Origin of the sequence: Rhizobium mayense, assembly GCF_030272705.1 — a bacterium.
GTDB classification, from domain to species: Bacteria; Pseudomonadota; Alphaproteobacteria; order Rhizobiales; family Rhizobiaceae; genus Rhizobium; species Rhizobium mayense.
In genome coordinates this window covers 95,524-110,609 of record NZ_JARFYM010000002.1, presented here as the reverse complement: position 1 = coordinate 110,609, position 15,086 = coordinate 95,524, and the positions used below count along the sequence as shown (strand labels likewise).

General features: G+C 60.4%; 10 protein-coding genes and 1 pseudogene. 3 read left to right on the top strand and 8 right to left on the bottom strand.

Annotation, left to right across the window (positions count from 1 at the left end; genetic code table 11):
• Positions 1 to 57 precede the first annotated feature (57 nt).
• From PY649_RS03130 to PY649_RS03100, 7 genes are all read right to left on the bottom strand, one after another.
• Positions 58 to 1,131: an ABC transporter ATP-binding protein gene (locus PY649_RS03130; protein ID WP_285866670.1), complete on the bottom strand. Its 1,074-nt coding sequence runs from the start codon at positions 1,129 to 1,131 to the stop codon at positions 58 to 60.
• 1 nt (position 1,132) lies between these two features.
• Positions 1,133 to 3,064 carry a glycoside hydrolase family 127 protein gene (locus PY649_RS03125; RefSeq protein ID WP_285866669.1) on the bottom strand — a complete coding sequence of 644 codons (1,932 nt, stop codon included), beginning with the start codon at positions 3,062 to 3,064 and terminating at the stop codon, positions 1,133 to 1,135.
• A gap of 25 nt (positions 3,065 to 3,089) precedes the next feature.
• Positions 3,090 to 3,953 carry a carbohydrate ABC transporter permease gene (locus PY649_RS03120; RefSeq protein WP_285867180.1) on the bottom strand — a complete coding sequence of 288 codons (864 nt, stop codon included), beginning with the start codon at positions 3,951 to 3,953 and terminating at the stop codon, positions 3,090 to 3,092.
• A gap of 26 nt (positions 3,954 to 3,979) precedes the next feature.
• Positions 3,980 to 4,897, bottom strand: a complete 918-nt coding sequence (locus tag PY649_RS03115) for a carbohydrate ABC transporter permease (RefSeq protein WP_285866668.1) — start codon at positions 4,895 to 4,897, stop codon at positions 3,980 to 3,982.
• A gap of 64 nt (positions 4,898 to 4,961) precedes the next feature.
• Positions 4,962 to 6,206, bottom strand: coding sequence for an ABC transporter substrate-binding protein (locus tag PY649_RS03110; RefSeq protein WP_285866667.1), 1,245 nt, complete (start codon positions 6,204 to 6,206; stop codon positions 4,962 to 4,964).
• A gap of 44 nt (positions 6,207 to 6,250) precedes the next feature.
• Positions 6,251 to 7,288: a LacI family DNA-binding transcriptional regulator gene (locus tag PY649_RS03105; RefSeq protein WP_285866666.1), complete on the bottom strand. Its 1,038-nt coding sequence runs from the start codon at positions 7,286 to 7,288 to the stop codon at positions 6,251 to 6,253.
• 126 nt (positions 7,289 to 7,414) lie between these two features.
• Positions 7,415 to 8,245, bottom strand: a complete 831-nt coding sequence (locus PY649_RS03100; protein WP_285866665.1) for an AraC family transcriptional regulator — start codon at positions 8,243 to 8,245, stop codon at positions 7,415 to 7,417.
• Positions 8,246 to 8,366: 121 nt separating this feature from the next.
• On the opposite strand from PY649_RS03100, the gene PY649_RS03095 reads away from it, so the two are divergent.
• The 3 genes and pseudogenes from PY649_RS03095 (at position 8,367) to PY649_RS03085 (ending at position 13,885) form a co-directional block, all read left to right on the top strand.
• A complete protein-coding gene (locus tag PY649_RS03095; protein ID WP_285866664.1) occupies positions 8,367 to 9,563 on the top strand; it encodes an MFS transporter in 1,197 nt (398 codons plus the stop codon).
• Positions 9,564 to 9,914: 351 nt separating this feature from the next.
• Positions 9,915 to 12,940, top strand: a pseudogene (locus PY649_RS03090) (alpha-mannosidase).
• A gap of 69 nt (positions 12,941 to 13,009) precedes the next feature.
• A complete protein-coding gene (locus PY649_RS03085) occupies positions 13,010 to 13,885 on the top strand; it encodes an arginase family protein (protein ID WP_285866662.1) in 876 nt (291 codons plus the stop codon).
• A 6-nt stretch (positions 13,886 to 13,891) separates the two neighbouring features.
• Here PY649_RS03085 and PY649_RS03080 read toward each other — a convergent pair whose 3' ends face one another.
• The gene (locus PY649_RS03080; RefSeq protein ID WP_285866661.1) at positions 13,892 to 15,076 is read right to left on the bottom strand and encodes a DUF1501 domain-containing protein; all 1,185 of its coding nucleotides are present in this window, start codon (positions 15,074 to 15,076) and stop codon (positions 13,892 to 13,894) included.
• Positions 15,077 to 15,086 lie beyond the last annotated feature (10 nt).

Here is a 15,086-nt window from a genome sequence, read left to right as displayed (position 1 = left end):
CGTCATAATTTTTGTTGTTCGTCAAATGATTAGGCAACATCGCTTTGAAATGATGCTTCAACGGAGGCGATTTCCCTGTCCGTCGAAATAGCGGCGTCTTTCCGGCGCGCAGCGCAGATAGAGCGCATCGCCGCGCTGAACATCCGGACCCTCGCGATATTCGGCGATCAGGCTCTGGCCGTCCTCCGTCTGGCAATAGAGATAGCGCGTGCCTCCGAGATATTCGTCGAAATCCACGGTCACGCGGATCGCATCATGGCCATCGGACACCACGACCAGATGTTCCGGGCGCATGCCCAGCATCAGCTTGTCGCCAAGCGCGAGGCTCGCCTGCCGTATATCGGTCTTGATGCAACCGCCCGGGACTTTGGCCGAACCATCGGAGGCCCATTCGGCTTCGATCATGTTCATACGCGGCGAACCGATGAAGCCGGCGACGAAGATATTTGCCGGATCTTCATAGACCTCGCGTGGGCTGCCGACTTGCTCGATGTTTCCGTCCTTGAGCACGACGATCTTGTCGGCGAGCGTCATCGCTTCGGTCTGGTCGTGCGTCACATAGATCATCGTGTTGCCAAGCTCGCGATGCAGCCGGGCGATTTCGATGCGCATGGAGACGCGCAATTCCGCGTCGAGGTTGGACAGCGGCTCATCGAACAGGAAGACATCCGGCTTGCGCACGATCGCCCGGCCTATGGCGACACGCTGCCGCTGGCCACCGGAAAGCTGGCCGGGACGACGGTCGAGCAAATGATCGATCTTGAGGATCGCCGAAGCGGCTTTGACGCGCGCTTCGATCTCGGTGGAATCGGTTCGGGCCATTTTCAGCCCGAAACCGAGATTTTCGCGCACACTCATATGCGGATAAAGCGCATAGGATTGGAAGACCATGGCGATGCCGCGCTCGGACGGGTCGAGATCGGTGACATCCCGGCCCTTGATGGCGATCTCGCCATCAGTCACTTCCTCCAATCCGGCGATCATTCTGAGCAAGGTAGACTTGCCGCAGCCGGAGGGGCCGACGAAAACAACGAAAGCACCCTCCTGCACATCGAGATCGATACCGTGAATGACCTCCAGCCCGCCATAGCTCTTGCGGACGCCGGTCAGTCTCATGCTGTTCTTCGCCATATCAGGCTCCGTGTTGCATCTGGTCGGCGCGGATCCAGACCAGCATCTCTCCCGGTTCACGATTATCCCATAGATGATACGGAACGAAACGGGCGGTGGCAGAGCGGCTCTTCGGGGGCGCCGTTCGATAGAGGTCCGATCCCCAGTCAGCCTCATCGCGGGTCACCGGAATGTCGAGCGCGACGGCACCCTCTAGCGCCGCAATTTCTGCAGTTTTCGCCGATGCCGGATCGGCGGTGAGCGAGATACTGTTGAGATCGCGGCCATTGTCGGTGGTTTCGACGCAATAGACCAGCGGCCCGCGCATCAGTGCCGCGCGTCCTGCATCCTGGCGCACTCTTGGATTGGCGAACAGGGTGCGTGGGATCAGCGGAATGTTGAGGTCGACTTTATCGCCGGCCTGCCACCCCCGCTCGATGCGTGCATAGCCGTCGACGGTGACTGACGAGAGATCGGCGGGAGCGCCGTTGATGGCAAGCGTTGCGCCCTTTGACCATTCAGGGATGCGCAGCGACAGTGCGAAGCGGGCGCTGCGGTCCGGATTGACCTCGAAACGGATGGCGCCGTCCCAAGGATAATTCGTCTTCTGCGTCAATTCGACCGTGACGCCGCTTGCGAGCGGAACGCGGGCCTTGCTCTCGCCGTAGAGATGCACCGCGATTTCGTTGTCGGCAGCCGCGTACATGTAGGAGCCGACCGAGGCGAGCAGGCGGGCGATGTTCGGCGGGCAGCAGGGGCAGTTGTGCCAGGTCCAGCGGTGATGCTTGCCGGCGCTTTCCAGCGGGTTTTCGTAGAAGAAGGTTTTTCCGTCGAGCGAAAGCCCGGCCATCGCGCCATTGTAAAGGGCCTGCTCCATGATATCGGCATAACGCCGATTTGGCCCGCGCCCCAGCATGCGGTTCGCCCAGAAAACCAGGCCGACCGAGGCACAGGTTTCCGCATAGGCGCTTTCGTTCGGCAGGTCGTAATAGTCGGTGAAGCCTTCGTTGGAAGCGGCCGGCCCGATGCCGCCGGTGACATACATCTGCTTGGTGGTCAGATCGTCCCACAGCGTCTCCAACGCCGAGGTCAGGCTGTCATCATTATATTCCGTGGCGATATCGGCCATGCCGGAATAGAGATACATGGCGCGCACCGCATGGCCGACGACCTTTGTCTGCTTCCGCACCGGCTGATGGGCCTGATTGTATTCATAGGTCTTCTGCACGAATTTTGCCGGATCGCGGCCGTCACGCAGTGCCTCCTCAGTGAAGAAATGCGGCTCCTGACCGCGCTCGTCGACGAAATATTTGGCGAGATCGAGATATTTCTTCTCGCCAGTGACGCGACCGAGCTTGACCAGTGCGAGTTCGACCTCCTCGTGGCCGCAATAGCCGCGAAGCTGACCCTCGCCATGGCCGAAAACGGTGGTCATGTAATCGGCAAAACGGCTCATGACGTCGAGCAGCTTGCGCTTTCCTGTGGCCTGGTAATAGGCGACGGCGGCTTCGATCAAATGTCCGGCGCAATAGAGTTCGTGGTGGTCGCGCAGGTTGGTCCAGCGGCGGCCAGGCTGCACGCGCTGGAACCAGGCGTTCAGATAGCCGTCCTCCTGCTGCAGCTTTTCATACATGTCGATGATCGCGTCGGCGCGGGCCTCAAGCTCCGGATTCGGGCGGCGATAGAGCGAATAAGCAATCGTCTCGATTGACTTGCCGAGATCGCTGTCCCAGAACATCTGCGTCGAGCCCGACCAAGTCTGCAGCGGGATGACGATGCCCGGGCTCGGCTGGTCGACGTCGATTGCCTTGATCATGCCGGCCTCGACGCAGCGGTCGAGCAGGGTGGCGGCCGTCGAGTTGCAGATCGCATCCTGCCGGGCACCGAAAAGGCCGTGAAGTTCGACATTTGGAACGGGCAGGGGGCGGAACTGGCGATTTTGCTTGTCTGACATGGCTTTCATCCGTTTCGTTTGAGGTTCATTTCACCGCGCCGGCCATCAGACCGCGCATGTAATAGCGTTGCAGAAGCAGGAAGACGATGACGCAGGGTATGGTCATGACGGCGATACCGGCCTGGACCGCACCCCAGTTGACGGCGCCGAGCCGTCCGGTTCGGACCGCAATCATCAGCACCGGCAGTGTGAATTTCTCATTGCTGGAGAGCAGCACCAGCGCTGCCAGGAACTCGTTCCAGGCATTGAGGAAGGCGAAGATCGCAACGGTCGCAACACCCGGCAGCACCAGCGGGAATAGAACGCGAAAGAGGAGTTTCAGGTCGCGCGCGCCGTCGATGCGGGCTGCTTCCTCGATCTCCTTCGGTACGGCGTCGAAGGCGTTGCGCATCATGAAGACCGAGAAAGGTAGCTGAAGAGTGACATAGACCAGCGTCAGGCCGAGCAGCGAATTGTTGAGGCCGAGCCTGGCGAGGATGATGAAGAGCGGCGTCAGGATCGACTGGAATGGGATCATCAGCGTTGCGATGATCAGGATGAAGAAGGCACCCTTGAACGGAAACTGATAGCGCGAGAAGCCATAACCGGCGAGCAGGCTGACCGTGACAGTCAGAATGACCGTCGTTACCGAAACGAAGAGCGAGTTCAGCGTATGCTGTACGACGCCGGCGCCGAAGCCGTCGAGCGCACGGTAGGCATCGAAGCTGAAGCCCGATGTCGGCCAGGGCGGCAGGGGTGGAAGGCTCGCCTCCGTACCGTGCCGGAACGATGACAGCAGCGCGATCGCGAAGGGCGCGAAGAAAAAGATGACGATGATGACGCCGACGCCGTGATAACTGACGGCACCCCACATTTTCCGCCGGGCCCGGCGTTCTCTAGCGGTTCTCACCTTTGTGGTGCTCATGTTCGCGATGCTCACGGACGATCCTCCCCGACGCGCAGCAGCCAGAGCTGGACGATGCTGATCAACACGAGAATGACGAGCAGGGCGATCGACAGTGCCGCGCCATAGCCGAGATTGAAGGACACGAAGGACTGGTTGAAGATATAATAGACCACTGAGATCATCTGGTTTTGCGGTCCGCCGCTGGTCATGATGTAGAACTGGTCGAAGGCAAGCACCGAGCCGGTGATCGAGATGATCAAGGCAAGCGCGATCGTCCGGCGCATCAGCGGCAGAGTCAGGAAACGGAAGCGTTGCCAGCGCCTGGCGCCGTCGATACGGGCGGCCTCTGTCAGCTCGGAGGGGATCGCCTGCAAGCCGGTAAGCAGGATGATCATGGTGAAACCGGCGATCTTCCAGACTACCATCACGATAATGGTCGCGAAGGCGGTGTCGAAGTCGGCAAGCAGGTTCGGCCTGCGGTCGATCAGCCCGAGCGCCTGAGCCGCGGGCACGAAAAAGCCGCTGTCGACATTGGCGAGCCAGACCCAAAGTAGCGAGGCAGTCGCCAGCCCGACTACGACAGGCAGGAAGATGATGGTGCGGTAAAAGCCGACGAGAGGCCGTTGCTTTTCGACATAGAGCGCCAGGGGAAAGGCGATGGCGAAAATGGCGATGGTGACGATCACGGTATAGTAGGCGGTGAAGCGCAGGGCCGCCATGAAGCGTACGTCCGACACCATCCTGGTATAGTTGCCGAAGCCGATCCAGCGCGGATTGCCAAGCAGCGGCCAATTGTGCAGGCTCATCCAGCCGGTAAACAGGACGGGCAGGACGAAGAAGACGAGAACCAGCGCCATGGCGGGCGCGATATAGAGAAATCCGTGCCAACCGGCACGTCGCCGCCGCTTGCGGCGGCGCAGTGCTCCAATAGCTCCGGGACCAGCCATGGAATGCTCCTGATGTTTTGATGGGGAGGACCGGGAGACCCTGGGTCTCCCGGTCTGCTGTGGTTTATTGCTGCTGCGCGTTGTCGATGATCGACTGCATTTCCGACTGAGCATTGGAGAAGGCCGTATCGACGTTGTCTCCAAAGATTGCTGCGTTGGTGAAGCCGGCCCAGGGGCCATTGGCGCTGTTGATCAGGTCGTTGAACTGCAGCGTATAGGGCGTCTTGGCGATGGAGATGGCTTTCAGGCCCACCTGCATGCGCGGGTCCAGGCCTTGAAGCACTTGGTCGGCGATATCGCCACGCGTCGGCAGACTGCCGTATTTCGCCATTATCTTTTGACCATCCAGTGAATAGGTATATTCCAGGAACTTCTTCACCGCGTCGAGCTTCTTCGTGCCCTTGGTGATGACGAAGTTATCGCCGCCGGCGAAGGAGGACGTATTGCCGTCGACACTGGGGATCAGCGTCACACCGAAATGAATATCGGAATATTGCGTGATCAGCGTGCCGATCGAGAAGGCACCGATGCTCTGCTGGCCGATCTTGCCGTTGCTGATGCTCAGGAAGTTGGCGCCGGTGTCGCTGGCTGCGCCCGCCGGTACCAGATCCTTCTTGACCATGTTGCGGTAGATGTCGACCGCCTTGCGCATCTCAGGCGTATCGAGGGTCGCCTTCTTGCCGTCGGCCGAAAGAATGTCGGCGCCTGCGCCCCAGACGAGCGGCGTGAAGGTGAAGATCATGCAGCCGCCGCAGCCGCCGCCGGAGAAGTAGAAGCCGTAAGTGTCGCCGCCGAGCGCGCGGATTTTTTCGGCATTGCTCGTGATTTCGTCCCAGGTCGTCGGCGCTTTGTCCGGATCGAGACCGGCTTTCTTATAGAGGTCCTTGTTCCAGGCGAAGACGGAGGTCTCGACCGAGAGCGGCAGCCCGTAGATGTGGTCCTGATAGGTTCCGAGCTTCACATGCGACGGTGAGAGCGAGTTGAAATAGGGCAGGCTCTTGGCCCAGTCGGTCAGGTCTTCCAACTGGCCGGCGGCGGCAAAGGCGGGCGTGTAGATCAGGTCCATCGACAGAGCGTCGGGTGCCTGTCCGCCGGCAATCGCGGTCGCATATTTCTGCACGAGTTCCGAGAAGGGCACCTCCGTGATGGTGACCTTGTCGTCGTGGCTGCCATTATAGGCTTCGACGACCTTCTTGAAGGAATCGCCGATGCCGCTACGCACCCACATCGTAATATTTTCGGCGGCGGATGCGCTGGACATCAGGCATAAGGATATGAGGCCGGTCGCGGCCAGAAGTCGCTTCATCATGTTTCTCCTCCCATGGGGCATTTCCTTCCGCCCCGCTTCCTCAACTAATGATCGGGGTTTCCCCCACACGACTGCCGCACGACCAATTCGCACGGCAATGTCCTGATCCCCGGTTCGACGGCGCGGCCTTCCGCCAGCGCCAGAACCGTTAGCCCGGCCTCCCGCCCGAGCGCCTTGAGATTCATATCGACCGTCGTCAACGGCGGCCGCGTCTGGGCGGCGACGATCTCCCAATTGTCGAAGCCGACCACGGAGACATCCTGCGGCACGCGTACGTCGCGCTCGCGCAGGGCATCGACCACGGCGCGGGCGATCTGGTCATTGCCGCAGAAAATCGCATCCGGCTTCGGTCCGCGCGTATCCCATATTTTGGCAACGGCCTCATGTCCCCAGGCCTCCGACCATGTGCCATACAGAACCGGCAGCGCGTCGCCGACGAGGCTCAGATAGGCTTTGGCGCGCTCGCGCACCGAAACGAAGCTTTCCGGACCGGTGACATGGGCGATCCGGCGGCGGCCGAGACCCATCAGCCATTCGACGGCCAGAGTGGCACCCTGAAAATCGTCGGCGCAGAAGGTGACGCTGCCGGGCGTCCCTTCAGTGAAGGCGTAGACGACCGGCACGGGCAGGTTGGACAGATCCACCGGCAGCCGGCGGTCGATCCTCTTTCCCGAGGCGATGATGCCATCGACACTCTTGTCCAGCATGGCGTCCACATGAACCTTTCCGAGCGCAGGATCGTCCTCGATCGTGCAGAGAAACACCGAAACCCCGTGATCGACGAGCGCTTCGGTAATGCCGGCCATGACAGGGAGGGTGAAACGGCCGTAGGTATCGTTGGTCAAAAGACCGATGGTGAAACTCCGATTGCTGAGCAGACCCTTGGCAAGTGCATTCGGCCGGAAACCGATCTCGGTTGCGATCCGCTTGACCCGCTCCCTGGTGTCGTCGCCCATCCGCCCGGTATTGTTCAACGCTTTCGATGCGGTCGAAATGCTGACACCTGCGGCAGCGGCAACATCGTGAATCGTTACCCGACCGTTTCTAACTCGCTGATTTTCCAGATGTCCTCTCCCGAACATATTTGTCGTGAGAAAAGCTTTTCTCATCCTGGGAGTCAAGATGGGAAAAGCTTTTCTCAAAATTTTTTGATCATGCCCGCTTATCGATGTCTTTGGCTGTAAACGTGCCGAGTATCCGCGCGACTTTTACTGTCGGTCGAAAGACCAGCGGTTCACCATGTAGGTGCGTGGTGAGGTCCCCAGCATGCGCCGGAACATTGTGGTGAAGGCAGCGACACTTTCATAACCGGCCTCAAGCGCGACGTTGGTTACCGGCTGTCCCTCCGCAAGTTGAGGCAGGCATGCGAAGACGCTCGCCTGCTGGCGCCAGGTGGTGAAACTGATGCCGGTTTCCTTGCGAAATTGCCGGGTGAAGGTCCGCCGGCTCATTGCCAGCTTTTCGGCCCAATTGTCCAGCCGGGCATTCGGCGTCGGGTTTGCAAGGTAGTCGCGGCACAGCGCGACCAGCCGCCGGTCGGACGGGAAGGGGAGACCGAGTGGACGTTCCTCCAGCGTTGAAATCTCTTCGATGAGGAGGGAAAGGACAAGTTCGGCCTTGCGATTTCCAATAGGAGCTTCCCGCAACCGGATGGCTTCAAGCAGCAGACTGCGTGCGAGATCCGTCACTTCGACCACGCGAGGCGCCTCGTCCGACAGCGTTGTATCGCGCGGTGTCACATAGACCGATTTCATGCTGACATCGCTCAGCATCTCGACGGAGTGTTCCAGGCCGGCAGGGATGAACAGTGCGTGACCGGGCGGCACCATCCATCGGCCTCGGGTCGTCAGGATCAGGACGACGCCGGCAAAAACGCAGAGCAACTGTGTGCGGCGATGATGATGCCAGGGAACAGTGTAGCCTTGTGGCGGCTCCGAGCTATGGACAAGCACGCCGGCATTCGATTCCTCCATCCAGAGCATATTCTGCTCGTGATCCTTTTCGAGTGTTGCCAGCAGCTGAGGAGAAAGCGTTTCCATTTTTGGCCCGATCGCGAAAGAACTGGACCAAAACACGAAAGAAGGTCACCCGCAAGCCGTGTAAAAGGCAGATCAAACAGCACGGTTGAAAGGAATCAGCCGGCGCAGGAAGGAATCCTCAATGGTTGCGGCATTTTCGGGTACGCAGGCCCGATTTGAGAAGACAACAATTTCAATCGTGGTGGCGGTCAGCGTCTGCCATCTTCTGAACGACATCATGCAATCGCTGCTGACGTCGCTCTACCCGATGTTCCGGGAGAACTACGCGCTCGATTTCGTTCAGATCGGCCTGCTGACGATGACGTTTCAGATTACGGCATCGTTGCTGCAGCCGATCGTCGGCATCGTCACAGATAAGTGGCCAATGCCCTATTCCTTGCCGGTCGGCATGGTCAGCACGTTTTCAGGGCTGATGCTTCTCGGTTATGCCGACAGCTTCGCCATGCTGCTGGTCGCAGCGAGCCTCATCGGTTTTGGATCCGCGGTGTTCCATCCGGAAGCCTCGCGCGTCGCGCGGCTGGCTTCTGGCGGTCGCCATGGCCTGGCGCAGTCGCTTTTCCAACTCGGCGGCAATGCCGGCTCCGCCATCGGGCCGCTGATCGCCGCCTTTTTCGTGCTTCAGCACGGGCAATCGAGCGTCGCCTGGCTTTCGGTTCTGGCTGTGATCGGCTTTATCGTCCTGAGTTGGGTCGGCACCTGGTACATCAGCCATCGCCGCCAGCATGCCGCGCGCCCGGCTCCCAGCCGCACCTTGCCGATAGCACGCAACAAAGCCATGTGGGCGCTTGCGATCCTGATCCTGCTGACGGCAACGAAGAACGTGTATATGGCGAGCATTTCCAGCTATTTCACCTTCTATGTCATCGACAAGTTCCATCTCGACGTTCGCGATGCGCAATTGATGCTGTTCCTTTTCCTCGGTTCTGTCGCGGTCGGAACGATCATGGGCGGCCCGGTCGGAGACCGTCTCGGAGCCCGCTTTGTGATCTGGTTCTCGATTTTGGGCGTCATACCCTTCGCTCTGATGATGCCTTACGCAGACTTGTTCTGGACTTGCGTGCTGACGGTGGTGATCGGGCTGGTGTTTGCATCGGCCTTCCCGGCTATCGTGGTTTTCGCGCAGGAATTGATCCCCGGCCGGGTTGGGCTGATCGGAGGCATCTTCTTCGGCTTCGCCTTTGGGGCGGGGGGACTTGGGGCGGCGTTCCTCGGCGATTTTGCCGATACGCACGGGATTTCCTTCGTCTACACCGTGTGCTCGTATCTGCCGCTGCTGGGTCTATTTACGATCTTCTTACCCCGCATTCCGAGACATTGAGAAATAGCGGCGGGGTGGTTTGCCGCCCCGCCAGCACGATTCCGTGGCGGCTCTTCGCATGGAGAGCCAAGCCCTAAATAATCGCTTCCATTTTTGACACTGGTCATCGGCCTGTTCTTCGCCGTAGTCTGTGCCTGCTTCACGCAGGAGGAGGAACCCGTCGAGTGAGCGCAGGGCACGTAGGCCCCGGCAGAGGAACGCTTCTCTGGCGGCACTTCCCATCTGCTTATGCCAACACGCTCGTCTGATCCCGTCGGACCGTTATCATCCTACTTGCTTTGCAATGTCTGTTTCTCGACGCCACGACCGCCGGTGCGGTCGTGGCCTGACATCAACCATGTAGGACCTGCCATGCAGCTCACCATCGCCCAGCGCCTTGACCGTCTTAAGGTACGCACCGCAGAGCTCAGCCATTGGCGCGAACGCGCTATATTTCCGCTCCGCAACTGGACATTCGGAGGCGAGGATATCGCCATCGGCCAGGCTTGGCCGGATCGCAAGGGCGTGGTGCATTTTGCCTCGCAAGCGAACGTACCCGCCGACTGGCCACTGGAAGAAACTCGCCTGCAGCTCGATCTCGGCGGCGAAAGCCTGATCACGCTCACCTATGAGGGAGGCGGGAGCGAGAGCTTCGGCCTCGATCCCTACCACCAAGAATTCCCGCTGAAGGGCCACAATCTCTCGATCACGACGGATAGCGTTGCCCGCTTTCCGTTCGGCGAACCGAACCGCCAGCCAAAGTTAAATCGGGCGCGGCTCGCCTGGCAGGACATTCCCGTGCATCGACTGAGCCTTTTGTTGCGGCAGATAGTGGAGGCGATCGAGGCGCTTGACGGTCACGATGTGGTGCCGCACCTGCTCGACGCCGCTGAGACGGCGCTGCGCAGTCTGGACTGGCCTTCCGCCACGGCTTCCTATGTTTCGCGCACCGCGAACGCCGAATGGCAACAGAAGATCTGGGAACTGCCCGAGCTGATCAAAGCCCGCCAGGCCTTTCGGAGGATGAGCGCGCAACCGTCGTTGCAGCCTATGACGGCCTGATTGCGCGCCTGAAGGCGCTGCAGGGACGCTATCCGCAAAACGGCGAATTACTGTTGACCGGCCATGCTCATATCGATCTTGCCTGGCTGTGGCCCTATGACGAGACACGCCGCAAGATGCGCCGAACTTTCCACACGGCGCTGTCACTGATGGACCGCTCGTCCGATTTCCGCTTCAACCAGTCGACGGCGCATTATTATGCGCAGATAGAGGCCGACGATCCGCAACTGTTTGCGCGCATCAAGGAGAAGGTAGCGGAGGGCTCCTGGGAAGTGATCGGCGGCATGTGGGTCGAGCCGGACACGAACATGCCGACTGGCGAAAGCCTGGTGCGGCAGATCCTTTACGGCCAGCGCTATTTCGAAAAGACTTTCGGCGCCCGTCACACTGTCTGCTGGCTTCCAGATTGTTTTGGCTTCTCCGGCGCCTTGCCGCAACTGTTGCGCCAGGGCGGCATCGACAGTTTCTTCACCATCAAGGTCAATTGGAGCGAGACCAACCGGTTCCCCCACGATCTCTTCTGGTGGGAAGGTCTGGATGGCAGCCGAGTGCTGGCGCACACCTTCGACAATCCGATGCAGGGCTATAACGGCTTTGTCCAGCCGGATTGCCTCATGCCGACCTGGAAGAACTTCCGGGCGAAAACTGTGCACGATACTTCGCTCCTAGCGGTCGGCTATGGTGACGGCGGCGGCGGCGTGACGCCGGAAATGGTCGAACGTGAAGTGCAGCTGCGCGATTTCCCCGCTATTCCGAAGGCGCGTTGGGGCAAGGTCGCCGATTTCTTTTTGAGCGCCCATCGCACGGCGAAGGAAAAGCGTCTTCCGACCTGGTCCGGCGAAATCTATCTCGAACTTCATCGGGCGACGCTGACCAGCCAGAGCGGCGTCAAACGGCTTCACCGCAGGGCAGAGCGGGCGCTGATCACCGCCGAAACGCTTGCCTCGATCGCTCATATGATCGGTGGCGTTGCGCCGCGGAGCCTCGAGGCGGATTGGCGGGTGACACTGAAAAACGAATTCCACGATATCCTGCCCGGATCGAGCATTCGTGAGGTCTATCAGGATGCCGGGCGTGAGCTTTCCGGTGTCATCGATCACGCCAAGGTCGTTCACAGGGACGCTGTGGCCGCCATCGTTTCGGCCCTACCGAAGGGCGGGATTGCGGACGCTCTGGTCGTCGTCAATCCGTCGCTGGATGCGCGGCCGTTGCGCGCGGTTCTTGCCGACGGCACGGTCCTTTCCACCGGCGATATCGTCTCGCCGCTCTCCATTCATGTACTCGACCGAGCCGCATTGAAACCGGCCGGCGGCTTGCACGCCGACGCGAGCCGACTGGAGAATGATCATTTCGCAGTGACCATCAGCGCGGATGGAGCCGTGCAGAGCCTCGTGCACAAGGCGACCGGCCGCGAAGCGCTGGCGGAACCCGCCAATCAGCTTTGGGTCTATCCCGTCGACAAGCCGCGCAATTGGGACGCCTGGGACATCGACGCCGATTATCCGGAAAAGGGTATCCGTCTCGACAAGCCGGAAAGCATCGAGCTTGTCGAAAACAGTCCGCATCGGGCGGCGATCAAGGTCGTCTATCGCTATCGCGACTCCAGCGTCGTGCAGCATTATGCGCTGACGGCTAATGCCAAGCGGCTGGATATCGAGACCGAAATCGACTGGCATGATCGCCGTACCTTCCTGCGCTCGCTGAGCCCGGTTGCGACGCGAGCGCGTACGGCTACGTTTGAATGCGCTTACGGTGTTGTCAGCCGCCCGACGCATACCAACACAAGCTGGGATGCCGCCATGTTCGAGGCGGTCGCCCATCGCTTCATCGATCTCAGCGAGCCGGATTTCGGCGTCGCTTTGCTCAACGACGCGAAATACGGCCATAGCGCTCGCGGCAACGTGCTCGGCATCAGCCTGGTGCGCGGGCCGATCTATCCCGATCCGCTGGCGGATGAGGGCGAGCAGCGTTTCACCTATGCACTCTATCCGCATACCGGCGAATGGCATTCGGGCCGGGTGCGCGAAGAAGCTGACGACCTGAACCAGCCGCTGGTCGTGGCGACGGCCGCCAATCTCGCGGCAACAACGCTCGCGCCGATTGCGGTCACGGGCACGCCGGTGGCACTGTCGGCGATCAAGCCGGCGGAGGAAGGCGCCGGGCTCGTGCTGCGCGTCTATGAACCAGCCGGCCGTCGAGGCAAGCTGAGCATAGCGCCCTTAAGCGGTTGGACGATCAGCGAGGCCGTCAACCTCATGGAAGAACCGGCCCAACGCGATGCTGATCCGGACATCCTGCCTTTCGAGGTCAGGAGCTGGAAGATAAAGCGGACCTGAGATTTCCGCTGACCTCGACGGTCGAATAGGGAGCAGTCGGCGCCCCACGGACAAAGATAGGAGCAGCAAATGAGTACGAAAACGCTACGTTTGCAGATCCCCCAATGGCAGGGAGGAAATTTGGAGGCCTATCATTTCGGGGGGCAGTTGCTGGCTTGGCTTGCCCCGGCTGCCGCGGGGCCGGTCGCAACGGTCGAAGTGCCCGAGCCCGATGGCTCCGAACTCCCTCTCGAAGACGGCATCGTCGCGCGGAGCGCATTGCTGCGACAACTGTATTCGACGGAAGAGATCCTCAGGAAGGAAATGCCGGATAGGATTGTTGTCCTGGGCGGCGACTGCCTCGTTGATCTCGCCCCGTTCGCATACCTCAACGAGCGGTATGAGGGTGATTTGGCTGTGCTCTGGGTTGATGCTCATCCCGATGTGATGACGCCACAGCACTTCGTGCATGCGCACGCGATGGTTCTGGGCAATTTGATCGGAGAGGGCGATCCGGATTTCACGCGGAGAGTTGCCCGGCCGATCAAGCCTGAAAAGGTGATGTATGCAGGTCTCTATGATATGTCGCCTACGGAATGGGAGATTGTTGAAAGACTTGGGCTCCGCATGGCGACGCCCTCTCAATTGATCGATTCCAGTCAACCGGTGATCGATTGGCTTCGTTCGACGGGCGCACGGCATGTTGCCATCCATTTTGACCTTGATGTCATCGATCCCGTGCAGTTCCGTTCCCTCAACTTCTCAATGCCGAATGCGCCTCCGGATGCGTTCGCGGGAGTTCCTCGAGGGAGAATGACCATGGCCCAAGTAGTCCGCCTCTTGAATGACGTAGCCGAGCAGGTTGACGTGGTAGGGCTAGGAATAACCGAACATCTGCCATGGGACGCCATCGCCATCCGAGATATGCTGCGAGGGCTTCCACTGATCGGGGAAGGGCGCGCCTGAGAGCGACTACACCTTCAGGAACTGAGAGGACTTATCGAAGCTCAGGCCAGGAAAGATCTTGGAGGTCAGGTCGCCGGCGCCGACATCGAACTGACGGCAAAGCATGGCGGCTGCGATCTCACGCACGTCCGCGGTGGGCATCAGATCGCGGTCCTCGAAGAGCTGCTCGTCCTTGATCCCCGGCCAGCTGCCGAGCACGCGGCCGCCATTGATGGCGCCGCCCGCCAGCAGGCAGCAGCCACCGGTGCCATGATCCGTGCCGCCCGAACCGTTCTGGCGGACGGTGCGGCCGAATTCGGTCATGGCCAGGACCACCGTCGTCCTCCAGATATCCGGGCCGAGCGTATTTTTCAATGTCAACACCGCCTGTGTGAGATCACCGGCCGCTTTGCGGAATTGGGCCGCTTGCTGCACATGGGTGTCCCAGCCGTTGATGGAGAAACTGGCGATGCGGTATTCGCGCAATAGCATCTTGGCGGCAAGCGCCGCGACATCGGTTATCTGCTCGCCGCGTTTGGTGCCTGGTTCCTCGCCCATCTTCGCCGATTGGTCGGCGCGCGTCGCCTCGTCCATCGCCTTGGCGAAAGCGGGGTCGTTTGCATAAAGGCGTGTTAGGAACTGCATCTCGTCCGCCCCCATGCCGAAATTGGAATTCGACGCCCAGACATCGACAAGATTAGGTCCGGACAGGATCAATTCGGTCGAGGTGTTGATGTCGATCGCTTTGCGTGCCGTCGAGCGCGGAATGGTGGCGAGTGCGCGGTTGAGCCAGCCTGTCTTTTCCTCAGCGACGTGATCGCCGCCCGATTCCAGCATGTCCTGGCCGTCGAAATGGCTGCGAGCGTCGCGATAGGGCGTCGACACGGCGTGGACGAAGGCGAGCTCCTTGGCCTTCCAGAGCGGAAGGAGGTCCGCGGCCGCTGGATGCAGGCCGAAGAAGCCGTCGAGATCTGCCAGCCCCTTGTCAGGGGCAAGTGCGATGTCCGGACGCAAGCTGACGAAAGATGGTTCGCCATATGGCTGCACCAGATCGAGGCCATCCATGGCGCCGCGCAACACGATGGTCACGAATCGGTTATCTCCGGGCATGGCCGCGAAGGTCACCGGCGTAAAAATCGGCGCAGCCGCCAGACAGCAGGCGGAAGCAAGGAAACCGCGGCGGGAAAGCGAGAAAGCCTTGTCGTCTGCCATGGGGATGCTC